Below are 26,339 nucleotides of genomic sequence, written 5' to 3'. Positions count from 1 at the left end.
CGGTGGTGGCGAGAAACGGTCGGCTGCCGTCAGGACGCGGCAACATCGTGGGGGATTTCGATGCAAGGTATGTGCCATGCCGGTGCAGCGTGGGCGGGAGGGGCGAACGACACGATGGCGCACCGACTTGGAGCAGTCGGATGCGCCGGATTGGTGCCCGTGACGTCTTACGAAGGTGAAAGGCACGCTGCGCTACCAGGCGCCTATGTCGAGCTAATCAGGTCGACCAGATTCGAAGTGGCACAGCGTCGACGCCATGCACGACCGGGCGCAACTGAAGCCAGCACTTGGTCAAAGCACGCTGCAGCGTCTCCATAGACCGCGAAACCGCTCGCACGAGCAAAACCCCTTCAGTGACACAGGAAGCCGCCGCCCGCACCGAATCATCAAACGGTAGCTGGGCAGTGAGCGCTTCAGCGAGTGCATCATCACAGGCCGCCCCGACCGCCCAGAGCGTCCCATACGCAGGAAACCCGGCAAGCCCTTGCGCGGCATCCCGCAATGAATCTTCCGCGCTGAGGCTCGCACGCTCAAGCCACAGCGCCTCGCCATTCGCCCCAACGATCCGCGATACGGCTCGCAACTGCCCCTTCGACCACCGCTCACCTGCCGCTTGCCGCCCAAGTTGAGTCGCATCCCACCCAATTGCGGTCGCCCCTTGACCAAGCGTCAGCGAAAAATCCAGCATTGCGTTGGCGTGATCGAAAACGATATTGTTTTGCGGCAACCAGTCGAGTTTCGCCTGAGGGCCGACGCGCACCGCAATATTCTGCCGTGCCGCACGGCCATTGGACTTGTACCACTTGGTTGCGCCGGGCGTGGTGATAACGGCGTGCGCACTGTCGCCGACATCCACGTCGATATCGAGCTGATCGCCGCCCGCGATTCCACCCGGCGGATGCACGATCACTGCGTGGCAGATCGCATGGCCTTCCGGATAGAGCGGCCGTTGCACGCGCAACGGCCCGTCATGCAGCCGATGCTTGAGCGTGGTCCGCTCGCCCTCTTTGACGAAGCCGAGTTCGAGGCGCGCACGCCATTGCGAGTGCGCGGTCGGTTGCGCGGTGGCGAGTGCAGCGTGATTTTCGTGAAGCGACATGCGAGCGGACTTGCGAATGAATGAGCGGCTGGGCGCGGTATTGGGCACAGTAACGGACGCGGCAACAGACGCGTCAATGCGCAGCGTGCCCGCACGCGTTAGGCAACGACGAGCCGCGTTGCCACAGGATGCGGCGAGAATAGCACGCTGCGCCGCTTGTGCTGTTTGTGCCGGTCAGACGGCGATCAATGCACGCACGCCGTCCGTATCCATGTTGGCGCCTTCGCCGCCCGCGACGATTTCACCGCGGCTCATCACCCAATACCGATCAGCGATTTCCTTGGCGAAGTCGTAATACTGTTCGACGAGCAGCACGGTCATGCCCATTTCTTCGACCAGTTGACGCAGCGTGCGGCCGATGTCCTGAATGATCGACGGCTGGATGCCTTCGGTGGGTTCATCGAGGATCAGCAATTGTGGATCGCTCATCAGCGCACGGCCGATCGCGAGCTGTTGTTGTTGACCGCCGGAGAGGTCGCCGCCGCGGCGGTTGCGCATGTCCTTCAGGACTGGGAAGAGTTCGTAAATGCGATCCGGGATTTTCTTCGGGGCCTTTTTGCTGGCAGCGCCGACCAACAGATTTTCTTCGACGGTTAGCCGCGGGAAGATGTCACGGCCTTGCGGGACGTAGGCGAGGCCTTTTTCTACACGCGAGTAGGTCGGCAGCTTGGTGATCGGCGCGCCGCGCCAGGCGATCGAGCCGCTCTTGGTTTGGACGACACCCATCAGGCATCGAAGCAAGGTTGTTTTGCCCACGCCGTTGCGACCCAGCAGGACGGTGAGCTTGCCATCGGGCACCGTGAGTTTCACATCACGAAGAATGTGGCTGCCGCCGTAGTACTGGTTCAGGTTTTCCACTTCTAGCATGTCGATCGATCCTTGAATTCTGGTGGCTTGTTGCGGCCGTGGTTTGATTGCGGCCATCACCGCCCGAGATAAGACTCGATCACCGTCTCATCTCTCTTCACCTCATCAAGCGTGCCGTGGGCGAGAACCCTCCCTTCGGCCATCACCGTGACCTTCCCCTTCTCACCCGATAGCGCCGCGACAAACTCCATATCGTGTTCGACAACCATCATCGAACAACTCCCACGCAAGTGATTGAGCAGCTCCGCCAATTGCATGGTCTCGTCATCGGTCATGCCCGCAGCCGGCTCGTCGAGCAACAGAAGCGCCGGTTGCTGCATCAGCAACATCCCGATCTCGAGCCGCTGTTTCTGCCCATGCGACAACTCACCGGCAAGCCGCCGCGCTTCGCTCTCCAAGCCAATCAAAGCCAGCGTCTCTTCAATCCGCGCTTGCGCCTCACGATCGAGCCGCGCACGCAAAGAAGCCCACCATCCCTTGTCAGCCTTCATAGCCAACTCAAGGTTTTCCCACACAGGATGCTGCTCAAAAACAGTAGGCTTCTGAAACTTGCGCCCAATCCCGGCACGCGCAATAGACGGCTCATTCATCCGCGTCAGATCGATCGATTGCCCCAGAAAAACCTTGCCGGAATCCGGCTCCGTCTTGCCGGTGATGACATCCATCATCGTCGTCTTGCCCGCGCCGTTCGGCCCGATGATGCAACGCAACTCACCCGCGTCGATCGATAAAGTCAGCGCGTTCAACGCGCGAAACCCATCGAAACTCACCGTGACGTCTTCAAGGTACAGAATCGTCCCATGCGAAATATCGATCTCGCCCGGCACCACCGCGTGCCCCATGCTGGCGACGCCGCTCAACGACCGTTCAGCAGGCTCTTCAGGCAATGCAAGATCAGGAACCATCGGGTTTTCGTTCATGAATGGTTCCTCTTGCGGGTCACCATCTCGATCAGCCCCATGATGCCGTTCGGCAACAACAGCGGGACCAGCACGAAAATCAGGCCAAGAAAGAACAGCCAGTATTCAGGGAAGTTCGCCGTAAAAAAGCTCTTCGCGCCATTTACCGCGAAGGCGCCGATGATCGGTCCGATCAACGTGCCGCGTCCACCCACCGCAACCCAGATCGCCATCTCGATCGAGTTGCCCGGCGACATCTCGCCCGGGTTGATGATGCCGACCTGCGGCACATACAACGCGCCAGCAATCCCGCACAAAATGGCGGAGACGGTCCACACGAACAACTTGTACGCGAGCGGGCTGTAGCCGAGGAACATCAAACGCGTTTCGCCATCGCGTACCGCAGTAACCACGCGGCCGAGCTTCGACGTAACGATTGCCCGCGCGCCGATAAAGGCCAGGATCAACACGGCAAACGTGATCAGCAGAAGGGCAGTGCGCGTGCCCGGATGCGTAATCGGAAAACCGCCGATACGCTTGAAGTCGGTAAAGCCGTTGTTGCCGCCGAAACCCGTTTCGTTGCGATAGAACAGCAGCATGGCGGCAAACGTCATCGCCTGCGTGATGATCGACAGGTACACGCCCTTCACCCGCGAACGGAACGTGAAGAAGCCGAACACCCACGCGACCACCGCCGGTACCAACACCACCAGCAGCAGCGCGTAACCGAGATGCTGCGTGCCTTGCCAGTACCACGGCAGTTGGTGCCAGTCGAGAAACACCATGAAGTCCGGCAGGTCGCTGCCGTACTTGCCTTCGTGGCCGATCGAGCGCATGAGGTACATGCCGATCGCGTAGCCGCCCAATGCAAAGAACAACGCGTGTCCCAAACTCAGAATGCCGCAGTAGCCCCACACGAGATCGAGTGCCAGCGCGGCGATCGCGTAGCACATGAACTTGCCGGTGATCGTCATCGCATACGCGGACAGATGGAACGCACTCGTTTCCGGCACCACCAGCGTGGCGAATGGCACGCCGAGACCGAACACGATGATCAACGCGATCAGCGCGAGCCACGCGCGGCGTGACAGCAATGCAGGACGCGGCGGCAAGCCGAGCGCGAAGCCGGACTGCGCTTCGCGTCCGGCAGAAGCGCCACTGCTCGCTGAGCCGACGTGAGCCGATGAGGTAGCCGATGTCATCTCATGCCTCCGCGCTACGGCCCTTGAGGGCGAACATCCCCTGCGGACGCTTCTGGATGAACAGCACGATCAGCACGAGCACCGCGATCTTGGCGAGCACTGCGCCCCAGAACGGTTCGATCGCCTTGCTGACGAGCCCGAGCCCGAAGCCGCCGATCACCGTGCCGGCGAGTTGGCCGACGCCGCCGAGCACCACGGCCATGAACGAATCGATGATGTAGCTCTGGCCGAGGTCGGGGCCCACATTGCCGATCTGCGACAGCGCACACCCACCCAGGCCGGCAATGCCTGCGCCGAACGCGAATGCATAGGTATCGACGCGTGCGGTTTTCACCCCGACGCACGCGGCCATCCGCCGGTTTTGCGTGACGGCTCGCACGAACAGGCCCAGACGGGTCTTAGTCAGGACAGCCCACGCAATCCCCACGACGATCAGCGAGAACGCCAGAATTGCCAGCCGGTTGTACGGCAGGATCAGATTCGGCAGCACGGTTACGCCGCCGCTCATCCATGCCGGGTTGATCACCTGGACGTTCTGCGCGCCGAACAGCATGCGTGTCGCCTGAATCAGGATCAGACTGACCCCGAAGGTGGTCAGCAGCGTTTCGAGCGGACGGCCGTAGAGGTGCTTCAACACCAGCCGTTCGAGCACGATACCGACCAGCCCGGCGGCGGCGAACGAAGCCGGTACCGCGAGCAGCGGATACCAGTCGAACGCGCCCGGCGCAAAGCGCTGGAACAGGTTCTGCACGACGTAGGTGGCGTACGCGCCGATCATCAGGAACTCGCCGTGCGCCATGTTGATCACGCCGATCAGCCCGTACGTGATCGCGAGGCCCAAGGCAGCGAGCAGCAGCACGCTGCCGAGCGACAAGCCCGCGAATAGCGTGCCCGCGATCTGGCTGCGGCGCTGGATCGAATCGAGTTCGTCGATGCCGCTTTGCGCGGCGGCGCGAACCCGCTCGTCGGTTTCGTTGAACGTGCCATCCGGTTTCTTCGCAACGAGCGGACGCAGCAGTTCGTTCATGTCGAGATCGTGCCGCGCGGCGACCAGTTGTACGGCTTCGAGACGCTTGGCCGGGTCGGCGTCGTGCAACGCGGTCATCGCCCACAGCGTGTCGAGGCGCTTCTTGAGCGCCGGGTCGGTTTCCTTCGCGCGCGCCGCATCGACGAGGGGTTTGATCGATGGATCCGGATTTTGCAGCAGCGCGGTGATGCCGGCGGCGCGTGTGGCGACGTCGGGCGAATCGAGTTGCAGACCCGAGAGCGCGCCGGCCACTTTCGAGCGCAGCAGGTTGTTCAGGGTGACTGGTTGCGCGTCGCCCGCAGCGACGGTTTTACCGGTGACGGCATCGCGCGCGGTGTCACCGTCTTGCAGCAGCACTTCGCCGGAATCGGTGGCGAGCGCGCTGTCTTCGGACAGGGCTTTGAGCACCGCGAGCGATTCTTTGTCGTGGTTGGCAATCAGCTTGTCGATTGCCGCGGATTTCGCGTCGAAGTCGTCACCGGCGAGCGGTGCGACATCGGCCGGCGTGAGCGCGAAGGCGGCCAGCGGCGCGCTAACGATAAGCGCGAGCGCGAGGCCGCCGATGCTGCGTCGTGCAAATTTCAGAAGTGAAAACGCCATGATGGCCTTTGAAGAAGAACCGGCGATGCGGCGCGGCATCACGGTGATGCACTGGTTTCGCGCCGTTGTCTTGCGACTTGCAGCGTCCTGCCGGGCAGAGCAGCGGTTCAGCCTCGGCTCTGCCCAGGTTCAGGCTTAGGCTCAGGCAACCCGCGAGCGCTTCAGGAATGCGGGAATCGAACTGACCACATCCGGCTTGCTCGAGTTGCCGGCGATGAACGGACTCCACGGTTGCGCGCGAATCGCGGTCTTGGTTCGCCACACCACGTTGAACTGGCCGTCGGCGCGCACTTCGCCGATCATCACCGGCTTGTGCAGATGGTGATTGCCATCCATTTCGAGCGTGAAGCCCGACGGCGCGGCAAACGTCTGGCCGATCATCGCCACGCGCACCTTGTCGACGTCAGCGCTCTTCGCTTTCTCGACGGCCTGCTTCCACATATGGATGCCGACGAAAGTCGCTTCCATCGGGTCATTGGTCACGCGCTTGGTGCCGCCCGGCAGGTTGTTGTCCTTGACCCATGCAGCCCATTGCTTCTTGAACTTCTCGTTGGTCGGGTTGCGCAGCGACATGAAGTAGTTCCATGCCGCGAGATTGCCGACCAGCGGCTTCGTATCGATGCCGCGCAGTTCTTCCTCGCCGACCGAGAACGCGACGACCGGCACGTCGGACGCCTTCAGCCCCTGGTTGCCGAGTTCCTTGTAGAACGGCACGTTCGAGTCGCCGTTGACGGTCGAGATCACCGCAGTCTTGCCGCCCTGCGAGAAGGTCTTGATGTTCGCGACGATGGTCTGATAGTCGCTGTGGCCGAACGGCGTGTAGACCTCCTGGATGTCGGCATCCTGCACGCCTTTCGACTTGAGGAACGCGCGCAGGATCTTGTTGGTCGTGCGGGGGTACACATAGTCGGTGCCCAGCAGGAAGAAGCGCTTGGCGCCGCCGCCTTCCGTGCTCATCAGGTATTCGGTTGCCGGAATCGCTTGCTGATTCGGTGCGGCGCCCGTGTAGAACACGTTGCGCGACATTTCTTCGCCTTCGTACTGCACCGGGTAGAACAGCAGGCCGTTCAGTTCTTCGAACACTGGCAGCACCGACTTGCGCGACACCGAGGTCCAGCAGCCGAACACGACGGCGCACTTTTCCTGGGTGATCAGCTGGCGTGCTTTTTCAGCGAACAGCGGCCAGTTCGACGCCGGGTCGACCACCACCGGCTGCAGTTGGCGGCCCATGACGCCGCCGTTCTTGTTGATGTCCGCGATGGTCATCAGCGCGGTGTCTTTGAGCGATGTCTCCGAGATCGCCATCGTGCCTGACAAGGAATGTAGAACGCCTACTTTGATCGGACCGCTATCCGATTGCGCCTGCGCAAACGGAACCTGACCAGCAAGCGCCAATGCGCCCGACATGGAGCCGAACTTCAACAGACTGCGACGTTTCATGTATTTCCCCTTGCCATTGATGGTGACTGTTTATGGGCGTCGATTTCAGCCAGCAGGGCTTATCCCGCATGACTTGCCGCTTCTGTACTGCAAGGCACATGCCATGTAGTAATTTCGACTCGAAGTCCGCGAATTGCGTGCTGCGGCGCGGTGATGCGAGACGTAAGTTATGCGTAACATGGCGCGAAATTGGTGCAGGAGCATGGCGCGCGCTTCGTTCAGGTGCGTGCCGCGCCGCAACGAAGCGTGTCCATCGGCCAGCGGGCGTCGGCGGTGCAAGACCGCTGCTCCTTTGTGCATGCGCCGCGCTCTGCCTACACTGAAAGGCCACGCACGCAAGGAGACACGACATGAATGAGCGCGCCAGCGTCAACACACCTGATATGTCCGCGTTCTGGATGCCCTTTACCGCGAACCGCCAGTTCAAGAGCGCGCCGCGGCTGCTGGCGAGCGCGAAGGGGATGTACTACACGTCACACGATGGCCGGCGCATTCTCGACGGCACCGCCGGGCTGTGGTGCGTCAATGCCGGACATTGCCGCGACGAGATCGTGGCGGCCGTGCAGGCGCAGGCGGCGGAGATGGATTTCGCGCCGACGTTTCAGATGGGACATCCGAAGGCTTTCGAAGCCGCGACGAAAATCGCGCGGCATACGCCCGGGGATCTGAAGCACATCTTCCTTGTGAACTCGGGTTCGGAGGCGGTGGATACCGCGCTGAAGATTGCTCTGGCGTACCACCGTTCGCGTGGCGAAGGGCAGCGCACGCGGTTTATCGGGCGCGAGCGTGGTTATCACGGTGTGGGCTTTGGCGGGATTTCGGTGGGTGGCATTGCGCCGAACCGCAAGGCGTTTTCGGGTGGGTTGCTGCCGGCGGTCGATCATTTGCCGCATACGCTGAATATCAAGGAGGCGGCGTTTTCAAAAGGGCAGCCGGCGTGGGGTGCGCATCTTGCCGATGAACTGGAGCGGCTAGTTACGCTGCACGATGCGTCGACGATTGCTGCGGTGATTGTTGAACCGGTTGCGGGTTCGACAGGTGTGCTGATTCCGCCGGAAGGGTATTTGCAGCGGCTGCGCGAGATTTGCGACAAGCACGGCATCCTGCTGATTTTCGATGAAGTGATCACCGGCTGGGGACGTTTAGGGGCGCCATTCGCGGCGCAGTATTTCGGTGTGACGCCGGATATGTTGACGATGGCCAAGGGCACTAACAATGCGGCCGCGCCGATGGGGGCGGTGGCGGCTAGCGGGAAGGTTCATGACTCGATCGTCAATGGCGCGCCGGCTGGGATTGAGCTGTTTCATGGGTATACGTATTCAGGACACCCGATCGCAGCTGCCGCTGCGTGCGCGACGATCGATCTGTATGAGCGGGAACAACTGTTCGAACGGGCGGCGCGGATGGCGCCGATCTTCGAGAATGCGATTCACAAGTTGCGCGGCGAGCGGCATGTGATTGATGTGCGTAATCTTGGACTGGTGGGTGGGGTGGAATTAGCGCCGCGCGTTGGAGCGCCTGGGGCGCGTGCTTATGATGTTTTTGTACGGTGCTTCGAGAAGGGGGTGTTGACGCGCTATACGGGGGATATTCTGGCGTTCTCGCCGCCTTTGATTATTGAAGAGGCGCAGATCGATGAGATCTTCAAGACGGTGGCCGAGGTTTTGAAGGAGACGGATTAGGGGTTGGGTAGGACACAGTCTTCAAGCAGAAAGACAAAAGGCCGGTGCCTTACAGCGCCGGCCTTTTGTGCTATATGTGCGCGTCCGAAGGTCAATCAGAAGGCGACGAACGGGCCGGTTTGCGTGCCTGCGCGGGAGCCGTTCAATACCGTGTACACGTTGCGGCCGTAGAAGAACGGCAACCCCCAGATAAAGTAACTGGAGGACGACGTATATACGCCGAGATCGCCATGCTCGGCGTACTGGCCTGCCATCAGATTGGCCATATTGGCCACTTGGAACGGTATGGTTACTGGGGCGGTCACGCTACTGCCGGATTTGAGTGCGGCGGACAGGCTCAGTGTGGTCGACGGCGTGTAACGGTACCACTGATCGAATGGGATCGTCCCGTCCCGGAAAGTGTTAGTGTTCGAACCGCTATCGATAGCGCCTTGGACGAACGTGCCGCCCTTATACACGGTCGTGAAGAAGCCGTCGCCGTTCAGCGGAATAATATTGGCATTCGACGGCAATGCATTGTTCTGCTGCGTGCCGATTCCGAACACCAGTTCGCCCGTGACGCTTGCCTGCCCACCTGACGGCAACGCGGGCAGGCGGATGATCGTGCCGTTGTTGTCCGACGTGAAGTTGGCGACCGGATTCATGACCTGAGTGTCGAGCGGTATGCGCGTACCCTTGCACGAGCTTGTCGATGGACAATAGTAGTAGGTTGCTGACAAGGCGACTTGGGCTGCGCGCGGCCAGTCGCGCACTGCGGAACTGATGCCGATCACACCGTTGGCACCGAGACCGGCCGCTGTGCCTAGATTCGAGAGCCCATTCGACAAGCGATCTGACGGCGTCGCATACGACCCGTCGCTGATGACCTGGATCGGCAGGTTGCCCGCTATCTTACCGCCCATCGTTACGTCGGCGCGCTTGATTGGGCCCCACGTATATCCGGATAAAAATTGCGTGCATTCAGCAATCGGTGCGCCGCTGGTTGGGTCGTCGGTTGCGCCGGTCTGCGCTGGCAGGCGGCCGGCGAGTGCCGAGCCCAAGGCGCTTGCCAAGACACGTACACCTGCTGAACCGGTGTCAACCAACATGTGGTCGATTGTTGCGCATTGGTTTGCACCCTGTGCACCAGGGATGCAGATGGTGACGGTCGCGTATGGCTGATTGGGGAAATTCCCTGTCCACCGTTCGACTATGATCGGTATCGTATTGACGTCAGCGACGGGAGTCGGAGTCGGAGTCGGAGTCGGTGTCGGAGTCGGAGTCGGTGTAGGAGTCGGAGTCGGAGTCGGTGTAGGAGTCGGCGTCGCCGGCTTTTCGTTGTCCTTGGTCGCATTCGAGTCGCCGGCGTCACCGCCGCCACCACCGCAGGCTGAAAGAGCCAAACTGTCCGTTAGCAGCGCGAAGCAAAGTTTCTTATTGAGGGTCGTCATGTTTCTTGTATCCCGTGAAATCGATGTGCCGTGTCACTGCAGATCGTCAGCACGGACGCTGGCAGGCACGAGGCGCGGCAAAACTGCCTTACCGAAGAAGCTCCCTGCTCGGCCCACCGACTCGATCTGGAAGTCGCCGCTGCGTTCGATCAATGGACCTGTGCCGCGTGGGCGGTTTTCGGCTGCTGAGACCGCAGTCTGAAAATAACTGCCAAGCAACGCGGTCATGTCGGGGCGCACTGGCCCTTGCCACGTGACAGCAAACACGACATTGGTAGGGAGCACGTATTTGCGAATCGTGACGCCGTGGGCGTTACGCGATTCGCGCACGGTATAAGCCGCAGTGGATGCCGAAGAGGAATTAGGCGCTGCCGACTGGAGCAAGGATTTCGGGGCCGAGCCCGCGCCCGGTGCCCCACCCAACGCCGCATATGACGCGAGCGGCAAAAGCGCCGACACGGCCAAGACGATCTTTACAAATTTCATCACATTGCTCCAGAAAACAGGTCGGAGCATGTTGCCTGCGGGCGATTAATGAGAGTGTCTGAAAAGTCTCAACCGTGAGTAGGAAACACCGGTGCGATTCGGCAGCTTCCGAGCGATGGCTGGAGATAACAAAGCTGGAGGCAGGCGCCTCACGACGCCGCCTCCCAAACAAGACACACCCAATCGTCAGAACGCGACGAACGGTCCGGTCAGCTTACCGATCTTGGCGTTTCCGATCACCGTATACACGCTGCGGCCATAGAAGAACGGCAGGCCCCAGAGGAACTGGCGGCTGTACGGGGAGTACGCACCGACGTTGTTGTACGCAGCGTTACCGCTTGCCATCAGGTTCAGGGCGTTGTCGATCGGGAAGGTCACGTTAACCGGCGAACTGGAACCGTCGGTGGGCTCGATCGTTGCCGTCAGGTTGAGCGGGCTCGATGGCGTGTACCACTCCCACTCGGAAGTCGTGGGAATCGCGTCATCTGGGAACAGGTACCCATTCGTACCGCTATCGATCACGCTCCTGTTAAGCACGGCGCCGTGATACTGGGTCGTCATAGTGCCGTACTCGTCGAGTGCAAAGATGTTGGCATTGGTCGGTGGCGTATTGTTCGACTGGGTGCCAACGCCGAATATCAGTTGACCGGAGACTCCCGCCTGGCCACCCGCTGGAATCGCCGGCAAGCGGATGACGATGCCGTTGTAATCGGCGTCGAACGCTGCAACGGGGTTCATCACCTGCTTGGTATACGGCATGCTCGTACTGACGCAGGAATTCGCCGACGGGCAGTAGTAGTAGAGCCCAGGTACCGCCTTCGTCAGCGCATCCTTTGAGTCGTGCGTGAAGTGTCCAACTTCTAGGATACCGTTGGCGCCTAGGCTCTTGACGGTGCTGAGGTCGGCCCCACCGCGCGCAACGCACTCTGCCGGCGTGGTAAATGCGCCGTCGCCGATCACCTGGATCGGAATGTTGTTCGCCGTCCGGTTACCGATCGTGATGTCTGCGCGCTTGACCGAGCCCCATGTGAAGCCGGAGCCGAACGGCATGCATTCGGCGATCGGGATGACACCCGTACCATCGTCGGGAGCACCGGCTTGCGTGAGCAACTGTGGATTGAGCGACTGCAGCGCGCTGGCCGCAATGCGTACGCCGGTCGACCCGGTGTCGACCAGCATGCGGTCGACGGTCACGCACGGCCCTTTGCCCTGCGTGTCGGGCGCGCACACCTGGATCGAGGTGTACAGCATGTTGATGCTGCCCATCGAGTTGTCGACGCGAACTGTTACCGTATTGTTCTTGTCGGTTTTGATGTTGCTCGTATAGCCGGCGTTACCCGAGTCGCTGGTGCTCCCAGATCCGTTGGGCGGGGTGATCCAGTCGGGAGTGGCGTTCCAGCCGATGGAGCTGCCGTCACTGTTGCTTCCGCTGCTTCCACCGCCGCAAGCCGCAAGTAGAACGCTGGCAGCCGTCATGGCCGCCCAGAACGTTTTGTGAATTGTTTTCATATTTTTCCGTAACTCGGTGGACGTCTTATTTCAGATCGCCCGGGCGGACGCTGGCGGGTTTCAGGCGAGGGAGGTAGGCGACGCCGTAGAAGCGGCCTAGGCGGCCGGCGGACCCGACGCGAAAGTCGTCATTGCCTTCGACCAAGGGGCCGGGCCCGCGCACACGGCTTTCACCCGCGTTCACGTAGTTGGGGAAATAGCTGCCGAGCAGCGCCTTCATATCCGGCCGTATCGGCCCGTCCCAGGTGACCGCAAACACGACATTGCTGGGCAGCACGTATTCGCGGATCGTGACGCCGTCGGCGTCGAGCGACTCGCGCACGGAGTAGGGCGCCGTGGCGGTTGTGCTGGCCGCGCCCATGCTTGCAGCGGCGGCAGACTTTGGCGTGGCGCGCAGCATTGACGGAGAGGATGAACTGGAGCTCGGCGCACCGCCCAAAGCCGCATACGACGCAAGCGGCAACAGCGTTGCCGCCAGCATCGCGATCTTCAAAGCTTTCATCACCTTGCTCCTCCAAAAATGGTCGGAGCATGGTGCCCGGGCTGAGCTCAGGAAACCGTACGAAAATTCAGCGGCGCAGACCGGAAGGATCGCATTGAAGGGGCGGTGTCGGGGAGGTCGAGAACGGTCAGCACTTTGAGGATGTGCGAAGCGTCACATGCGTCGGCAAATAGCGACCGTCAGCAGACCGCGACAACAAGTAACCATGGACAACAGGCAACCATCGACAAGCCGCAGATAGCCCACCCGCGCAACGAGTGAAGCGCTGCGTGGGCAAAGGGTCAATCGGGCAACGAAAAAAATGAAACGAACCGGTTTACTGCGGCGCTGCCGCATTCGGCATAGTCCGTCGTCCAAGCTTGCCAGCAGCGCCCTTAGCCGCGATACCCGGATGCGGCACCGTCGGTACCTGCGGAAGCGCGGTCAACGAACCATCGTCGACCGGCGAGAGCAGCGCGCTTAACTGGAGCACGTCCTGGTCAGTGAGATTAGCGGTGGAAGCCTTCAGCTTGAGGCTGTTGATTAGCGTGTCATAACGCGCCTTCGCCAGATCGCGGCGCGCCGAGAAAAGCTGATCCTGCGCATTGAGCACGTCGATATTGATACGCACGCCGACCTGATAGCCAAGCAGATTCGATTCAAGCGAGGTGTTCGCCGATCGCTCAGCGGTCTGCAGCGCGCGCACTTGCGCGAGCCCGCTCATCACGCCGAGAAAGGCCTGCCGCGCCGACAGCGCGGCATTGCGCCGAGCCGTATCGAGATCGGCAGCAGCCTGGTCTTCGAGTGCGAGCGTTTGACGCACACGGCTTTGCGTTGCACCGCCCGCAAAGATCGGGATCGTGACCTGCATGCCGATCGTGCTGTTCGTGTACGTGGACCCCAGGTTGCCCAGTTCCGCAGCGAGCGCCGGTGTGCCCGGCGCCGGCGTATTCGCACCGCTTCCAAAACCGCCGCCGAAATTGCCACCGAAGTTACCCGCGCCGGCCGCACCAAGACTGCTGCGCGAGCGGCTCGCGACGAGGTCGACGGTCGGCAGATGGCCGGCCTTGGTTTTCGAGGTCTCGCGCTGCGCGGTTTCCAGTGCGATCTGCTTCAACGCGACCTGATAGTTCGCGTCAGTGGCCGCATCGACCCACAGATTAATGTCGGCGGGCACGGGCGGCGGCAGCAGCGGCGCGCCGGCGGCCAATCCGTCCACTTGCTCGACCGGATGCCCAACAATCTGCTGCAACGCCGCCGGCTTCACCGCGAGATCGTTCTGCGCGGCAATTTCCTGCGAGATCGCCTGATCGTATTTAGCCTGGGCTTCGTTCGTATCAGTGATCGTCGTATAGACCCATCATGACGGATCACTCCCGTCGATCAATGTCTTCCAGGATACCGAACATTCCGAACCACGGGCGACTTTTTCAACACAATCCGCTATTGGCGGCCAGCGCCGCGCGCGCGCTTTGCAACTGCGCGTCGTTCGAGAGCGCTTCGTCGTAAAGCTGGGACAGGCCGACGGCGTGCGCCGTGATCGGAAGACCCGCGAGAACTGCGCAAGCAAGCGCCAGAGCGGCCGCGAGGGCCGGCACTCGCTGGCGGATCATCGCAACCGTGCGATCAGTAGGTAGGAACGGACGGATCGACCTGACGCGACCACGCGTCGATCCCGCCTTGCAGATTCAAGACGTTGGTGTGGCCGCGGGATTCGAGGAACATCGCGACCTGGGCGCTGCGCGCACCGTGATGGCACACGCAGACGATTTGCGCGTCGTCGTCGAGTTCTTCGCTGCGCGCGGGAATCTCACGCATCGGAATCGACACGGCGCCGGCGATCGACGCCGTCTGGATTTCCCACGGTTCGCGCACATCGAGCAGCACCGGTGCGGTGCGCGATTGATCGGCGAGCCATTCGGCGAGTGCGGGAGCGGTCAGATTTTGCATCAGCAGGACATCCAGTTCAGAGGACGGCGGCGTGCCGGCCGTCCAGAAAAACGTGCGAATTAAAACTTGAAGCGCGGCGGCTGCACGGCGTTAATCAGCGGCTCGACATAGGTTTCGAACACGTCGGCGATACGGTACTGCTTCTCGTCGATACGCGTGATGACCTGCGCCTTCATGACCGGCGCGGTACCGACAAAAGCGGCCAGACGGCCACCGACCTTCAGATGTTCGAGGATTTCCTGCGGCAGCACCGGCAGGCCGCCCGATACGCAGATCACGTCATACGGTGCGGCGTTGGCCCAGCCGCGCGAGGCGTCGCCCGTGACGACTTCGGCGTTCAGCACGCCGTTGGCGATGAGATTGTTCTTCGCCAGTTCAGCCAGTTCCGGTTCGATATCGACCGTCAGCACGTGCTGCGCGCGATGCGCGAGCAGGGCAGCCATGTAGCCCGAACCCGCACCGATTTCGAGCACGCTTTCGTGTTTCTTCATCGCCAGTTCCTGCAGCACGCGCGCTTCGACGCGCGGCGCCAGCATGTGCTGGCCGGCCGGCAGCGGCACTTCGAAGTCGACGAAGGCCAGATCGCGGTAGACGGGGGGGACGAAGTTTTCACGCTTGACGATCGAGAGCAGATTCAGCACGTCCTGGTCGAGCACCTCCCAGGGGCGGATCTGCTGTTCGATCATGTTGAAACGCGCTTGCTCGATGTTCATGGTGGATTCGGCAGTGTGGTTTGGCGAGTTTGCGATTCTTTGCCACTGACCGGCGGCCTCAGGGTACAACGCCGGGGTTCAACCCGGTATGCAGGCCACGGCAGGGTAACTGCGGAATTGTACCAAATGGCGGCGCGAATCCACGCCGTCGCGGGCAGTGCGCCGCAGCGCCGCACCCTGGACCAGCTCTCGCCATACCTGCTCGCCCCCGTGTTAATCCCTAGCGATCCGTCCTTGCGATTCCCGCTTCCATCGTTCAAAAATGTAATCGATTACATTTTCCAGGCGAATTAACTTGTCCAAGTCGGTGTCCAAAGCAGCCCCCGCGACGTCGTCGAAGACTCGCTCGCAGCCTGAGGGTCAGCCGCAGCGGCCGGCGGAGGGTCTGTCGATTGCCCAGGTGGCGGAGCAGGCGGGCGTCTCGGTGGCGACCGTGTCGCGCGTGCTGAACGGCCACGAGAACGTGCGGCCCGCGACGCGCGACAAGGTATTGGCGGCGGTCGACGCCAGCGGCTATCGCGTCAACGAACTCGCGCGCAACCTGCGTACCGCCGAAAGTCGCCTGCTGCTGACGATGGTGCCTGACGTCGGCAACCCCTTCTACGCGGAGATCGTGCGCGGTATCGACAGCGTCGCGCGTCAGCACGGCTACTTCATGCTGCTCTGCGACACAGGTGCGGATCCGGGACGCGAGCGCAGCTATTTCGATCTGCTGCGCCGCCGCCGCGCGGATGGCGCGATCTGCCTCGATCCCGCCACCATCCAGCAGGCGCTCGGTGAGGCATCCAGCGCGCTGCCTTGGGTCGCGTGCTGCGAGTTCGATCCGGCGATGGGCGTGCCGTATGTGGGCATCGACAACTATCGGGCGGCGGGCGACGCGGTGCGGCATCTGCTCGCGCGCGGCCATCGGCGCATCGGGCTGATCAATTCGGATGTCAACTATCTGTACGCGCGGCAGCGTCAGCAAGGCTATCTGGACGCGTTGACCGAAGCGGGCATTACGCCGGACGGGCGCTGGCGCATGAACCTGAACAGTCTCGACTATGAGGCGGGCGCATCGGCGGCAGCTTTGCTGATGCAGCAGCCTGACGCGCCGAGCGCGATCTTCGCCGTTTCCGATACGCTGGCGATCGGTGTGATCCATGGCTTGCGCAACGTCGGCAAGCGCGTGCCGGACGATGTCGCGGTGGTCGGCTTCGACGATATTTCCCTTGCCGCGCAAATCGATCCACCGTTGACCACCATTGCCCAGCCAATGCGCGAACTCGGCGAAACGGCCGCGCGCCTGCTGCTGCAGCGGCTCGCGAATCCGTTGGCGAACGTGCCGGGCGTGCTGCTGCCGCATCGGCTTGTGATTCGCCGGAGCGCGTGAGCCATGAGCCTCGCCATTCGCTTCGACGATATCCGCAAAGACTTCGGGCCGGTGCGCGTGCTGCACGGGGTGAGCTTCGAGCTGGCGCCGGGGCGCATCTACGGTTTGCTCGGCGAGAACGGCGCGGGCAAATCGACGCTGATGAAAATCCTCGCCGGCTACGAAACGGCGACCTCGGGTACCTTGCTGGTCGACGGCCACGCGCAGCAGTTCATCGGTTCGCGCGATGCGGAAGCGGCCGGCATCGTGCTGATTCACCAGGAGTTCAATCTTGCCGAGCATCTGACGATCGCGCAGAACATGTATCTCGGTCATGAAAAAAGGCGCGGCTGGTTCGTCGACGACGCGGCAATGCGAGTTGAAGCCGCACGTTATCTCGCGCAGGTAGGCCTTCAGAAAGCGCCGGATACGAAAGTGCGCGAGTTGATCGTCGCGGAAAAGCAGATGGTGGAGATCGGCAAGGCGCTGTCGCGCCGCGCGCGTTTGCTCATCATGGATGAACCGACCGCCACGCTCACGCCCTCCGAAACCGAACGCCTCTTCACGCTGATGGCGAAGCTGAAAGCCGATGGCGTGACCATCGTCTACATCTCGCACAAGCTCGATGAAGTCGAGCGCATCACCGACGAAGTGATCGTGATGCGAGACGGCCGCTTCGTCGCGCGCAGCGAAACCGCGGGACTCGCGCGGCAGCAGATGGCGAATCTGATGGTCGGGCGAGACGTGTCCGATATGTTCCCCGACAAGATCGCCGTGCCCGCCGACGCGCCGATCGCGTTGAAAGTCGACGGTCTCGCCGTACCAGACTGGGTGGAAGATCTGAGCTTCGAGGTGCGCGCCGGCGAAGTGCTGGGTTTTGCCGGCCTCGTCGGCGCGGGTCGCACCGAAGCGTTCGAAGCGATCATCGGCCTGCGCAAACGCACGGCGGGCCACATCGAGATCGCCGGCCGCCGCGCCGATCTGAAAAGCCCGCGCGACGCCATGCGTCACGGCCTCACTTATCTGAGCGAAGATCGCAAAGGCAAAGGCCTGCATGTGAATCTAAGCCTGCAGGACAACGTCACGCTAATGACGCTCGAACGCTACGCGCATCCGCTGCTCGATATGAAAGCGGGGCGCGCAGCCTTGACGCAAGCCGTGAGCGACTTCGGCATTCGCACGGGCGATCTATCGAGCCGCGCGCGCATGCTCTCCGGCGGCAATCAGCAGAAGCTCGCGCTCGCCAAGTTCCTGCAGCCCGATCCGAACGTGATCGTGCTCGACGAGCCGACTCGCGGCGTCGATGTCGGCGCGAAACGCGACATCTATTTCCTGATCCATCGTCTCGCCGCGCAGGGCCGCGCGGTGATCGTCATCTCATCCGAACTGATCGAGCTGATCGGCTTGTGTCACCGCGTCGCCGTGATGCGCGCGGGACGCCTGCAAGCCACGCTCACGCTCGAGCATCTGACCGAAGAGGAGTTGATCGCCCATGCGACCGGCACCCACTGAAGCCGTCCAATCCGGCCGTGCGTTGCGCTTCGCGCATCGTCTGTATGCACTCGGGCCGCTCGTTGGGCTGATCGTGTTGTGCATCGTCGGCACGCTGCTCAACCACGATTTCGCGACGCTCGACAACCTGATGAACGTGCTCACGCGCACCTCGTTCATCGGCATCATCGCGGTCGGCATGACCTTCGTGATCATTTCGGGCGGCATCGATCTGTCGGTCGGGTCGATGGCGGCGCTGATCGCGGGCAGCATGATCTGGCTGATGAACGGACTTGCTGCGGGTGTCGGCGGCCATACGCTCGCGCCTTTGCTGATTGTGACGCTCGGCATTGTGTTCGCGCTGGTGCTTGGTGGATTGTTCGGCTGCGCGCACGGGCTGCTGATTACCAAGGGGCGCATCGAGCCATTCATCGTTACGTTGGGCACGTTGGGGATTTTTCGCGCGGTACTGACATGGCTCGCGGATGGCGGCGCGCTGACTTTGGATAACTCGCTGTCCGACTTATACGGGCCGGTTTACTACGCGAGTCTGTTTGGTGTGCCGGTCCCGATCTGGGTGTTTCTGGTCGTCGCCGCGGGTGGCGCGTTGATCCTCAACCGCACCGCGTTCGGCCGCCACGTGCAAGCGATCGGTTCCAACGAGCAGGTCGCGCGCTACGCGGCGATCCGCGTCGATACCGTGAAGATCATTACGTACGTGTTGCTCGGCATCTGTGTCGGCGTGGCAACGGTGCTGTACGTACCGCGGCTCGGTTCGGCCACGCCGACCACCGGTTTGCTGTGGGAGCTCGAAGCGATTGCATCGGTGGTGGTGGGCGGCACTGCGTTGAAGGGCGGCGAAGGGCGCGTGGTCGGTACGGTGATCGGCGCGATCCTGCTTTCGGTGATCGCCAACATTCTGAATCTGACCAGCATCATCAGCGTGTATCTGAACGCGGCGGTGCAGGGCGTGGTGATTATCTTCGTCGCGTTTGTGCAGCGCGGACGGCGGTAAGTGGTAGGCGTTGAGCTTCAAGGGATACAACGGCAAGTTCCAGAATCGGGGTGCATGAACGCCTCATAACGCAACGATGTTGCATGGGACCAGAGTAAGTGCTTTGCATGGGGGCCAGAGTAAGCGCTAAAGCGCCAACTCTGGTCGACAGCTAAAGCGCTAAAACCGGTCGACATAGGAGACACAACCATGAAGCAGTTCATTCGAGCGGTCGGCGCCGGTATGCTGGCGTTGGGGATATTGGGCACGGCAAACATTGCGCGCGCCGATGAGAAGGTGATACTGGGCGTCGCGATTCCAACAGCCGACCACGGCTTCACGGGCGGTATCGTCTGGTGGGCGAACAAGGCGAAGGCCGATCTCGAGAAAGCGCATCCCGATCTTAAGGTGATCGTGAAGACCGCGGCGGGTGCGCCCGAACAGGCGAACCAGTTGCAGGATCTGGTGACGGTGAACAAGATCAACGCGCTGGTGATTTTCCCGTATGAATCGGCTTCGCTCACGCAGCCCGTCGCCCAGGTTAAGAAGAAGGGCGTGTATGTGACGGTGGTGGATCGCGGTCTGACAGATACCAGCGCACAGGACGCCTACGTTGCGGGTGACAACACCGCGTTCGGCAAGATTCCCGCCGAGTATCTGGCGAAAGCACTCGACGGCAAAGGCGACATCGTCGCGTTGCGTGGCATTCCGACCACGCTCGACAACGAACGTTGGACCGCCTTCACGAACGTGATCAAGAACTATCCGGACATGAAGATCCTCGACGCCAAATACGCGAACTGGAATCGCGACGACGCGTTCAAGGTGATGCAGGACTACCTCACGCGCTTCAAGCATATCGACGCGGTGTGGGCCGCGGACGACGACATGGCCGTGGGCGTCCTCAAGGCGATCGAGCAGGCCAAGCGCTCCGACATCAAGATTGTGTTCGGCGGTGCCGGTTCGAAGGGCATGGTGAAGAACGTGATGGACGGCGCACCGATGATCAAGGCGGACGTGTCGTATTCGCCGAAATTCATCTACGACGCGATCAAGCTCACCGCTGAAGCGCGTCTGAAGGGCGACAAACTGCCGCCGACCACGATCATTCCGTCGGTGCTGATCACGAAGGAAAACGCGCAGCAGTTCTATTTTCCTGACTCGCCGTTCTGATCGCGGGCATCCGGCGCGCGCCTGACGTGTTGTTGTCGCAGAGGCATGACGCAACCGCATAGCGCAACGGCATCACAGGCGCGCCATAGTTCGAGGAGCCGTACGATGAAAACCATCAAAGGGCCGGCAATTTTTCTCGCCCAGTTTATGGGCGACGAGGTGCCGTTCGACAACCTCGCGCATCTGGCCGGCTGGGCGGCGAGCCTCGGCTTCAAGGGGATCCAGGTGCCGTGCGATACGCGCCTGATCGATCTCGAGCAGGCGGCGGCGAGTCAAACCTATTGCGACGAGTTGCGCGAGATCGCGGAAGATGCGGGCGTGACGATCACTGAGCTATCGACGCACTTGCAAGGGCAACTCGTCGCAGTGCATCCGGCCTATGACACGTTGTTCGACGGCTTTGCGGCGCAGCGTGTGCGCGGCAATCCTGCCGCGCGCACGCAGTGGGCAATCGATCAGATGAAACTGGCGGCAAAGGCATCGCAACGTTTGGGGTTGAACACCCACGTGTCGTTTTCAGGCGCGCTCGCGTGGCCGTATCTCTATCCGTGGCCGCAGCGTCCGGCAGGATTGATAGAAGCTGCCTTCGACGAACTCGCGCGCCGCTGGACGCCGATTCTCGACGCATTCGACGAAGCCGGCGTCGACGTGTGCTATGAACTGCATCCGGGTGAGGATCTGCACGACGGCGTGACCTTCGAGCGCTTTCTGGATACGGTGAAGCAACACCCGCGCGCGAACATTCTCTACGACCCGAGCCATTTCGTGCTGCAGCAGCTCGATTGCCTCGCCTTTATCGACATCTATCACGAGCGCATCAAGGCGTTCCATGTGAAGGATGCGGAGTTTCGTCCGAACGGCAAGCAGGGCGTGTATGGCGGCTATAGTGGCTGGGTCGAACGCGCGGGGCGTTTCCGGTCCCTTGGCGACGGGCAGATCGATTTCGGCGCGATCTTCTCGAAGATGACCCAGTACGATTATCCGGGCTGGGCGGTGCTGGAATGGGAGTGCGCGCTGAAGCATCCTCACGACGGCGCGCGTGAAGGCGCGGAGTTTATTCGCCGACACATCATTCGCGTGGCCGACCATGCGTTCGATGATTTCGCGGGCAGTGGCGTGGATGCGGCGCAGCTAAAGCGCGTGCTCGGTATTTGACTGCAATCTGAACGCGGGTTGACTACGAGTTGACCGTGAAACAACTGAAATAGATCGCAAAGGAGAGGTGGCGATGCCACAAAGAAGACTCAGGCTCGGCATGGTCGGCGGCGGGCAGGGCGCGTTTATCGGCGCGGTGCATCGAATAGCGGCGCGGCTCGACGATCGGTTCGAACTGGTCGCGGGTGCGTTGTCGTCTGATCCGCAGCGTGCGCAAGCGAGCGCCGCCGAAGCCGGCATCGCACGCAGCTACGAAGACTGGCGCGAGATGGCGCGCGCCGAAGCCGCGCGCGACGACGGTATCGATGCGGTCGCGATTGTCACACCGAATCATCTGCATGCACCGGTGGCGACGGCTTTTCTCGAAACGGGCATCCATGTGATCTGCGACAAGCCGCTGGCGATTTCGCTGGCGGAAGGCGAGGCACTAGCGAAGCTCGCGCGCGAGAAGAACAGACTGTTCGCGCTGACGCATACGTATTCCGGTTATCCGCTGGTGCGCCATGCTCGCGAGCTTGTCGAAAACGGTGCACTCGGCGAAATACGCGTGGTGCAAGTCGAATACGCGCAGGACTGGCTGGCTGAACCGATAGAAACGAGCGGCGTAAACAAACAGGCGGGGTGGCGCACGGATCCGTCATTGGCGGGTCCCGCCGGTTGTCTCGGCGACATCGGCACGCATGCGTATCACCTCGCTGCCTTCATCACGGGGATGACGCCGACGTCGCTATCCGCGGAGTTGCATACCTTTGTGCCGGGACGCCGTATCGACGACCACGTGCAGGCGATGCTGCGCTATTCGAACGGCGCGCGCGGCATGCTGTGGGCGAGCCAGGTGGCGAGCGGCGCGGAGAATGCGCTGCGTCTGCGGGTGTATGGGACAAAAGCAAACCTCGCCTTCGATCAGGAGAATCCGAACGAATTGTGGTTCACGCCGCTGGGCGGAATGGCAGAGCGCCTGACGCGCGGACGTGTGAAAAGCGCGGTCGCGGCGCATGCAACGCGTGTGCCACAGGGGCATCCTGAGGGTTATCTGGAAGCGTTCGCGCAGTTGTACAAGGATGCGGCGTTACAGATTGAAGCGTTGAATGCGGGTCAACCATTACCCGCCGAAAGCCTTCTGCTCACAACGGTGGATGACGGCGTGGCGGGCCTGCGCTTCATCGACGCGGTGTTGGCAAGCAGCGCGGCGGATGGTCAGTGGCGCGCAATAGAACCCGCTTGATCGTGAACACGTGAGGCGCACGCCCAGCAGCGAAGGGATCCATTCAATTCCAACGCCGCCTGATTTTCAACCAGGCCTTGAGCGTGCCAAGGTCCTGGAACTCCACCAGATCGTACTCGAGCGACTCGATCTGCTCCTGCAGCATAAAAACGTCCGCTGTCAGCCCGTGCATTACCTTCTTCGGCGTGATGGAAGCCATCGGGTCGAGCCCGTAGCGTTCCTTGAACGCCATTTCGACAAACATAATTTCGTCGTCGAGTTCGCCTACCTGCTCCTTCAGTATCTTGTTGTAATGCTTGAGCCGGTCTTCGCTCAGGTTATCGAGCGCGTTCTGATCGATGTGTTCCAGTTCCAGCTGCAATTCGAGCAAATGCAGCAGGTTGTTCTTGCTGTAGGCCTCGTTGACGCGTTGCATCAGCGCGGTTTTCCGTTTGCGTTCCTCTGGATCGCTTTCGCGATCGGGATGCAACGCGCTGGCCAGCTTACGATACACCTCGCGAATCGAGCGGCTCAGTTGGGCTTCTTCTTCCTCGCGGCGCGTTTCGGCCGCCATCTGTTTCGCTGTCTTCTTGTTTGGGGCGCTTTGCGCCTGGCGCGCTTGATGTTCCGCCGCTTGCGCAGCGTCGTCCTGTTCGATATGCGCTTGCAGGCGATCCAGAACTTCATCGGGCGAGTTCATATCGATGTCGTCCAGTTCGACGCCTAATACCGTCTCCAACATCGATTTCATTTCGTCTAACTCGGACGCTCTTTCGTCGTCGTAGTCGGACCCGCTGTGGCGGTTGTATAGCGCTTTCAACTCGTCGCTATCTTCTTCCCCGAGACACCTCGCCGCCAGATCGACAATCACCGCTGAAAGGGTGCGCCGCTCGGTCTGCGTGATACGTTTCTGATTGCTCTGCTCATCGAGAAGGTGCGCCATCCGCGCACGCAAATGTTGCATCTTCTGTGTCAGCGGCAGCAGTTCATTCACGTACTTTTGCTGGAAAGCAGGCGCGAACTCCTCCCACGCGCTCAAACTGGCGCGCCGCTTTTCGATCTGTTTGATCAGCGTGTTGAACGCTTTCTGGCCCTTCGACAGGCTGGGTTGATTGTGGTCCGGCGCAATGCTGACGGACCTGGCGCTTGTCCTGGTCATGGAGCGGATTTCTTCGGTCGTCAAATGGGGGGCGGCGCTGCCTAGCTGCCCTTGCTCTTCTTGAGCTGCTCTTCGAAGGCAATGTCGAGCTTGCTCGCCTTGCGCGGCTTGGGCGGTCCGAAACCGTCGACAAACTTCACGAAGTCGTCGAGCGTCAGCGGATCGGAGACTTTCTTGTCCGTGCCGCTTGATTTGTCGACCAGATAAAACAGGCCGCCGGACAGGCTGATCGCGGCGAACTGCGGATTGCCGCTGCGGGTTTTCAGCCGCTCGACGGCGTGGATGGCTCGGGTGGTGCGCATGATGGGGGAAACGGCGAGTTTGAAGGTATGCACTTTAGCAGCAATCCGTCGCGCCGCCTGCCTGTCGGCGGTTGGTGAGCCGTGCCGGCATTGCGCGTGCAGTACCCCCGCACATTCCCGCGAGTAGCGAGCTGAAAGTCTGTACGATTTTTTACGTCTGTACGATTTTATGGTACATTAATAAAAATCGTACACGAGCAAACCATGCCGCGCTCCGCCAATTCGTTTCTTGAAACGCAGATTCTTGGAGAAGCGTGCGACGCATTCGGACGCTCGACCGGCGTCTACAAGGCGAAGCCGGTTCGCAAGCTCGTTCCGTACGGCGGCGCTGCAATCGAATTCAACCTCTCCGGCCGGAAATTCGAAATGCCCGTGTTCATCACAACACGGGCAAGTGCGGTGGATATCGCAAACATTCTTCTCGCGCAAAATCGTCCTTATGCAACGGAACCACGTTCGGTCCAACGCCCGCTCATGCTGGTCGCGCCCCACGTCGACCCGGAACTCGCCGGCCGTCTGATTGAGCAGAACGTGCCGTTTCTGGACGCGGCGGGCAACGCGTTTCTGAGCGAGTCTGAAGGTATGGTCATGATCAGCGGCCGGCCAAAACCGCAGCATGCGCAAAAGCCGCAGACAGGACGTGCCACCACGCGCAAAGGACTGCAGGTGATGTTCGCTATAGCGACACAGCCTGGCCTCGTCTCGCAGCCGTATAGAACTATCGCGCAAGCCTCTGGCGTGGCATTGAGCACGGCAAACCAGGTCATCGACGATCTGCAGTTCCGTGGGCTTGTCGCGCTGAAGAGCGGCGGTGATCGCATCTTTCCCGACTGGCAGAAATTTGTCTTCGAGTGGGCCAGCCTCTATCAGACCCGCCTGCGATTCAAACTTGGTGCGCGGCGCTTCGCGAGCACGACGCCTGATTGGTGGCGCGTGTTCGACTTCGCAAGTTTCGACGCTCGACTCGGTGGCGAGTCGGCGGCTGACATCCTGACGCATGAACTGAAGGCCGCGAAAGTCACCCTCTACAGCCGTGCCCCGCTTGGCAGTCAGTTCATGTTGAATGCCCGGCTGCGCCCCGATCCGCGTGGCGATGTCGAGATTCTTGAATCGTTCTGGCCGGAGTCTCTCGAGCGTGGCTGGATGGAACCTGGCCGCCAGCCGCTAGTTCACCCGTTCCTCATCTACGCGGACCTCGTCGCCTCAGGCGACAGCCGTAATCTTTCCACCGCCACGCAAATCTATGAGCAGTACATTACCCAGCCTTAAGGTTGCCGAAGAGCGGCCCGTGCACCCAGTCACCGCGGCGCTGTTTGCCCACGTCCAGGAGGCCGCGCATCAGCTTGGTGTGGAGTTTGTTGTGGCAGGCGCAACCGCACGGGATCTAGTGCTTTGGCATGTGCACGGCATTCGTGCGGAGCGTGCCACGCGCGATGTCGACGTTGCGGTTTGTGCGATTAGCTGGGATGCGTATGGCGCCCTGATTGCCGGGCTCGAGCAGACAGGACTCTTCAGGGCGAGTATCAAGGCGCAGCACACCCTGGTTTTTGATGATCCGGACGTCGGTCGGCCGGTGCCGTTGGACCTGGTTCCGTTCGGCGATCTCGAGGCCCCTGAAGGTTCGGTCACCTGGCCGCCCCGGGGCGACGTTGTGATGAATGTTCTCGGGTTCCGGGAGGCCGTCGATACGTCCGTCGAGATAGACATTGGTGAACGCCTCGTGGTGCCGGTTGTGAGCCTGCCGTGCCTCCAAGAATACCGACGCATCGGACCTGCTTCTGATTCTTCGCAACTACTGCGACGCGGGCAATACGGATCGCATCTGGGTGAACGGTGCAGACCTGCTCGAGCTGCGTGATTTCGATGTCGGTCTTGCGGCGTCGGCGCTGCTAGGCCGCGAATCGCGACAGATTGCTTCGCCCGTAACGTTCGATGCCGTCTCGGCGATCCTCTCGGACGATGCCGTGTACGACACGCTGAGGCGCGACATGCTGGCCCGTGCCGTCGTTCAGATGCTGGACGACTTCGCCGATGGATCCGACCGGACGTTGTCAGCTTTCCGGAATGCGTTCCTAGGCATATCAGGCAGCGTTTGAGCTGGTCAGGAACGGGTGACGAGGCTCTT

The 26,339-nt window shown here is 61.4% G+C and carries 26 protein-coding genes; 10 read left to right on the top strand and 16 right to left on the bottom strand.

Going from position 1 to position 26,339, the window contains the following annotated elements:
* Positions 1 to 217: 217 nt before the first annotated feature.
* The 6 genes from GNZ12_RS34015 to urtA all read right to left on the bottom strand — a co-directional run bounded on the left by GNZ12_RS34015 (position 218) and on the right by urtA (position 7,134).
* The gene (locus tag GNZ12_RS34015) at positions 218 to 1,099 is read right to left on the bottom strand and encodes an urease accessory protein UreD (protein WP_172316382.1); all 882 of its coding nucleotides are present in this window, start codon (positions 1,097 to 1,099) and stop codon (positions 218 to 220) included.
* 174 nt (positions 1,100 to 1,273) lie between these two features.
* Positions 1,274 to 1,966: an urea ABC transporter ATP-binding subunit UrtE gene (gene urtE, locus GNZ12_RS34010; protein ID WP_120303490.1), complete on the bottom strand. Its 693-nt coding sequence runs from the start codon at positions 1,964 to 1,966 to the stop codon at positions 1,274 to 1,276.
* Positions 1,967 to 2,022: 56 nt separating this feature from the next.
* Positions 2,023 to 2,886 (bottom strand): urea ABC transporter ATP-binding protein UrtD, encoded by an 864-nt coding sequence (urtD, locus tag GNZ12_RS34005; RefSeq protein WP_172316381.1) that lies wholly within the window; start codon positions 2,884 to 2,886, stop codon positions 2,023 to 2,025.
* Positions 2,883 to 4,067, bottom strand: a complete 1,185-nt coding sequence (gene urtC, locus GNZ12_RS34000) for an urea ABC transporter permease subunit UrtC (protein WP_172316380.1) — start codon at positions 4,065 to 4,067, stop codon at positions 2,883 to 2,885. Before urtC ends, urtD begins: the two co-directional genes overlap by 4 nt.
* 1 nt (position 4,068) lies before the next feature.
* Positions 4,069 to 5,694 (bottom strand): urea ABC transporter permease subunit UrtB, encoded by a 1,626-nt coding sequence (gene urtB, locus GNZ12_RS33995; RefSeq protein WP_172316379.1) that lies wholly within the window; start codon positions 5,692 to 5,694, stop codon positions 4,069 to 4,071.
* A gap of 141 nt (positions 5,695 to 5,835) precedes the next feature.
* Positions 5,836 to 7,134, bottom strand: coding sequence for an urea ABC transporter substrate-binding protein (urtA, locus tag GNZ12_RS33990; RefSeq protein WP_172316378.1), 1,299 nt, complete (start codon positions 7,132 to 7,134; stop codon positions 5,836 to 5,838).
* A 350-nt stretch (positions 7,135 to 7,484) separates the two neighbouring features.
* Here urtA and GNZ12_RS33985 point away from each other — a divergent pair, with 350 nt between their 5' ends.
* The gene (locus tag GNZ12_RS33985) at positions 7,485 to 8,816 is read left to right on the top strand and encodes an aspartate aminotransferase family protein (RefSeq protein ID WP_172316377.1); all 1,332 of its coding nucleotides are present in this window, start codon (positions 7,485 to 7,487) and stop codon (positions 8,814 to 8,816) included.
* Positions 8,817 to 8,911: 95 nt separating this feature from the next.
* Here GNZ12_RS33985 and GNZ12_RS33980 read toward each other — a convergent pair whose 3' ends face one another.
* The 8 genes from GNZ12_RS33980 to GNZ12_RS33945 form a co-directional block, all read right to left on the bottom strand.
* On the bottom strand, positions 8,912 to 10,246 hold the full coding sequence (locus GNZ12_RS33980; protein ID WP_172316376.1) for a DUF3443 domain-containing protein: 1,335 nt from the start codon (positions 10,244 to 10,246) through the stop codon (positions 8,912 to 8,914).
* Positions 10,247 to 10,279: 33 nt separating this feature from the next.
* Positions 10,280 to 10,732, bottom strand: a complete 453-nt coding sequence (locus GNZ12_RS33975; RefSeq protein ID WP_172316375.1) for a DUF2844 domain-containing protein — start codon at positions 10,730 to 10,732, stop codon at positions 10,280 to 10,282.
* Positions 10,733 to 10,918: 186 nt separating this feature from the next.
* The gene (locus GNZ12_RS33970; protein WP_172316374.1) at positions 10,919 to 12,241 is read right to left on the bottom strand and encodes a DUF3443 domain-containing protein; all 1,323 of its coding nucleotides are present in this window, start codon (positions 12,239 to 12,241) and stop codon (positions 10,919 to 10,921) included.
* Positions 12,242 to 12,266: 25 nt separating this feature from the next.
* Positions 12,267 to 12,743, bottom strand: coding sequence for a DUF2844 domain-containing protein (locus GNZ12_RS33965; protein WP_172316373.1), 477 nt, complete (start codon positions 12,741 to 12,743; stop codon positions 12,267 to 12,269).
* Positions 12,744 to 13,059: 316 nt separating this feature from the next.
* Positions 13,060 to 13,989 (bottom strand): TolC family protein, encoded by a 930-nt coding sequence (locus GNZ12_RS44685; RefSeq protein ID WP_328806101.1) that lies wholly within the window; start codon positions 13,987 to 13,989, stop codon positions 13,060 to 13,062.
* 163 nt (positions 13,990 to 14,152) lie between these two features.
* Positions 14,153 to 14,335 carry a hypothetical protein gene (locus GNZ12_RS44680; RefSeq protein ID WP_172316372.1) on the bottom strand — a complete coding sequence of 61 codons (183 nt, stop codon included), beginning with the start codon at positions 14,333 to 14,335 and terminating at the stop codon, positions 14,153 to 14,155.
* A 13-nt stretch (positions 14,336 to 14,348) separates the two neighbouring features.
* Entirely contained in the window at positions 14,349 to 14,672 is a 324-nt protein-coding gene (locus tag GNZ12_RS33950; RefSeq protein WP_172316371.1) for a rhodanese-like domain-containing protein, read from the bottom strand.
* 59 nt (positions 14,673 to 14,731) lie between these two features.
* On the bottom strand, positions 14,732 to 15,385 hold the full coding sequence (locus tag GNZ12_RS33945) for a protein-L-isoaspartate O-methyltransferase family protein (protein WP_172316370.1): 654 nt from the start codon (positions 15,383 to 15,385) through the stop codon (positions 14,732 to 14,734).
* A 295-nt stretch (positions 15,386 to 15,680) separates the two neighbouring features.
* Here GNZ12_RS33945 and GNZ12_RS33940 point away from each other — a divergent pair, with 295 nt between their 5' ends.
* The 6 genes from GNZ12_RS33940 (at position 15,681) to GNZ12_RS33915 (ending at position 22,774) form a co-directional block, all read left to right on the top strand.
* Complete coding sequence (locus GNZ12_RS33940) at positions 15,681 to 16,757, top strand: LacI family DNA-binding transcriptional regulator (protein WP_172316369.1); 1,077 nt, start codon at positions 15,681 to 15,683, stop codon at positions 16,755 to 16,757.
* Positions 16,758 to 16,760: 3 nt separating this feature from the next.
* Positions 16,761 to 18,248: a sugar ABC transporter ATP-binding protein gene (locus GNZ12_RS33935; protein ID WP_172316368.1), complete on the top strand. Its 1,488-nt coding sequence runs from the start codon at positions 16,761 to 16,763 to the stop codon at positions 18,246 to 18,248.
* Positions 18,229 to 19,242, top strand: a complete 1,014-nt coding sequence (locus tag GNZ12_RS33930; RefSeq protein ID WP_172316367.1) for an ABC transporter permease — start codon at positions 18,229 to 18,231, stop codon at positions 19,240 to 19,242. The genes GNZ12_RS33935 and GNZ12_RS33930 overlap by 20 nt, the downstream gene beginning before the upstream one ends.
* A gap of 189 nt (positions 19,243 to 19,431) precedes the next feature.
* Positions 19,432 to 20,394 carry a substrate-binding domain-containing protein gene (locus tag GNZ12_RS33925; protein ID WP_172316366.1) on the top strand — a complete coding sequence of 321 codons (963 nt, stop codon included), beginning with the start codon at positions 19,432 to 19,434 and terminating at the stop codon, positions 20,392 to 20,394.
* Between the two features lie 105 nt (positions 20,395 to 20,499).
* Positions 20,500 to 21,549, top strand: coding sequence for a sugar phosphate isomerase/epimerase family protein (locus GNZ12_RS33920; protein WP_172316365.1), 1,050 nt, complete (start codon positions 20,500 to 20,502; stop codon positions 21,547 to 21,549).
* A 73-nt stretch (positions 21,550 to 21,622) separates the two neighbouring features.
* Positions 21,623 to 22,774 carry a Gfo/Idh/MocA family protein gene (locus GNZ12_RS33915; protein ID WP_172316364.1) on the top strand — a complete coding sequence of 384 codons (1,152 nt, stop codon included), beginning with the start codon at positions 21,623 to 21,625 and terminating at the stop codon, positions 22,772 to 22,774.
* Positions 22,775 to 22,817: 43 nt separating this feature from the next.
* On the opposite strand, the gene GNZ12_RS33910 is transcribed toward GNZ12_RS33915, so the two are convergent.
* Together GNZ12_RS33910 and GNZ12_RS33905 are read right to left on the bottom strand one after the other, a co-directional pair.
* Complete coding sequence (locus tag GNZ12_RS33910; RefSeq protein WP_172316363.1) at positions 22,818 to 23,912, bottom strand: J domain-containing protein; 1,095 nt, start codon at positions 23,910 to 23,912, stop codon at positions 22,818 to 22,820.
* A 41-nt stretch (positions 23,913 to 23,953) separates the two neighbouring features.
* Entirely contained in the window at positions 23,954 to 24,214 is a 261-nt protein-coding gene (locus GNZ12_RS33905) for a hypothetical protein (protein ID WP_172316393.1), read from the bottom strand.
* Between the two features lie 204 nt (positions 24,215 to 24,418).
* On the opposite strand from GNZ12_RS33905, the gene GNZ12_RS33900 reads away from it, so the two are divergent.
* Genes GNZ12_RS33900 through GNZ12_RS45390 form a run of 3 tightly spaced genes read left to right on the top strand, consistent with a single transcriptional unit; the run spans position 24,419 to position 26,310 of the window.
* On the top strand, positions 24,419 to 25,483 hold the full coding sequence (locus GNZ12_RS33900; RefSeq protein WP_172316362.1) for a type IV toxin-antitoxin system AbiEi family antitoxin: 1,065 nt from the start codon (positions 24,419 to 24,421) through the stop codon (positions 25,481 to 25,483).
* Positions 25,458 to 26,072: a hypothetical protein gene (locus tag GNZ12_RS33895; protein WP_328806100.1), complete on the top strand. Its 615-nt coding sequence runs from the start codon at positions 25,458 to 25,460 to the stop codon at positions 26,070 to 26,072. Before GNZ12_RS33900 ends, GNZ12_RS33895 begins: the two co-directional genes overlap by 26 nt.
* Positions 26,041 to 26,310, top strand: coding sequence for a hypothetical protein (locus GNZ12_RS45390; RefSeq protein WP_328806099.1), 270 nt, complete (start codon positions 26,041 to 26,043; stop codon positions 26,308 to 26,310). Before GNZ12_RS33895 ends, GNZ12_RS45390 begins: the two co-directional genes overlap by 32 nt.
* The last annotated feature ends 29 nt before the right edge of the window (positions 26,311 to 26,339 follow it).

It is taken from the genome of Paraburkholderia solitsugae, assembly GCF_013177695.1.
GTDB classification, from domain to species: domain Bacteria; phylum Pseudomonadota; class Gammaproteobacteria; order Burkholderiales; family Burkholderiaceae; genus Paraburkholderia; species Paraburkholderia solitsugae.
Note: the sequence above shows the minus strand (reverse complement) of the source record. Positions and strands in the feature narration are given on the sequence as shown.

Bases quoted from the DNA above. Each gene is read 5' to 3' on its own strand.
- GNZ12_RS33980 (WP_172316376.1), bottom strand. From the start codon at position 10,246: ATGACGACCCTCAATAAGAAACTTTGCTTCGCGCTGCTAACGGACAGT.
- GNZ12_RS33920 (WP_172316365.1), top strand. From the start codon at position 20,500: ATGAAAACCATCAAAGGGCCGGCAATTTTTCTCGCCCAGTTTATGGGC.
- GNZ12_RS33915 (WP_172316364.1), top strand. From the start codon at position 21,623: ATGCCACAAAGAAGACTCAGGCTCGGCATGGTCGGCGGCGGGCAGGGC.
- GNZ12_RS33945 (WP_172316370.1), bottom strand. From the start codon at position 15,385: ATGAACATCGAGCAAGCGCGTTTCAACATGATCGAACAGCAGATCCGC.
- urtB (WP_172316379.1), bottom strand. From the start codon at position 5,694: ATGGCGTTTTCACTTCTGAAATTTGCACGACGCAGCATCGGCGGCCTC.
- GNZ12_RS33985 (WP_172316377.1), top strand. From the start codon at position 7,485: ATGAATGAGCGCGCCAGCGTCAACACACCTGATATGTCCGCGTTCTGG.
- GNZ12_RS33970 (WP_172316374.1), bottom strand. From the start codon at position 12,241: ATGAAAACAATTCACAAAACGTTCTGGGCGGCCATGACGGCTGCCAGC.
- GNZ12_RS44680 (WP_172316372.1), bottom strand. From the start codon at position 14,335: ATGATCCGCCAGCGAGTGCCGGCCCTCGCGGCCGCTCTGGCGCTTGCT.
- GNZ12_RS33905 (WP_172316393.1), bottom strand. From the start codon at position 24,214: ATGCGCACCACCCGAGCCATCCACGCCGTCGAGCGGCTGAAAACCCGC.
- urtC (WP_172316380.1), bottom strand. From the start codon at position 4,067: ATGACATCGGCTACCTCATCGGCTCACGTCGGCTCAGCGAGCAGTGGC.
- GNZ12_RS33910 (WP_172316363.1), bottom strand. From the start codon at position 23,912: ATGACCAGGACAAGCGCCAGGTCCGTCAGCATTGCGCCGGACCACAAT.
- urtE (WP_120303490.1), bottom strand. From the start codon at position 1,966: ATGCTAGAAGTGGAAAACCTGAACCAGTACTACGGCGGCAGCCACATT.
- urtA (WP_172316378.1), bottom strand. From the start codon at position 7,134: ATGAAACGTCGCAGTCTGTTGAAGTTCGGCTCCATGTCGGGCGCATTG.
- GNZ12_RS33950 (WP_172316371.1), bottom strand. From the start codon at position 14,672: ATGCAAAATCTGACCGCTCCCGCACTCGCCGAATGGCTCGCCGATCAA.
- GNZ12_RS33900 (WP_172316362.1), top strand. From the start codon at position 24,419: ATGCCGCGCTCCGCCAATTCGTTTCTTGAAACGCAGATTCTTGGAGAA.
- GNZ12_RS33935 (WP_172316368.1), top strand. From the start codon at position 16,761: ATGAGCCTCGCCATTCGCTTCGACGATATCCGCAAAGACTTCGGGCCG.
- GNZ12_RS33925 (WP_172316366.1), top strand. From the start codon at position 19,432: ATGAAGCAGTTCATTCGAGCGGTCGGCGCCGGTATGCTGGCGTTGGGG.
- GNZ12_RS33895 (WP_328806100.1), top strand. From the start codon at position 25,458: ATGAGCAGTACATTACCCAGCCTTAAGGTTGCCGAAGAGCGGCCCGTG.
- GNZ12_RS33975 (WP_172316375.1), bottom strand. From the start codon at position 10,732: ATGAAATTTGTAAAGATCGTCTTGGCCGTGTCGGCGCTTTTGCCGCTC.
- GNZ12_RS34015 (WP_172316382.1), bottom strand. From the start codon at position 1,099: ATGTCGCTTCACGAAAATCACGCTGCACTCGCCACCGCGCAACCGACC.
- urtD (WP_172316381.1), bottom strand. From the start codon at position 2,886: ATGAACGAAAACCCGATGGTTCCTGATCTTGCATTGCCTGAAGAGCCT.
- GNZ12_RS33930 (WP_172316367.1), top strand. From the start codon at position 18,229: ATGCGACCGGCACCCACTGAAGCCGTCCAATCCGGCCGTGCGTTGCGC.
- GNZ12_RS33965 (WP_172316373.1), bottom strand. From the start codon at position 12,743: ATGAAAGCTTTGAAGATCGCGATGCTGGCGGCAACGCTGTTGCCGCTT.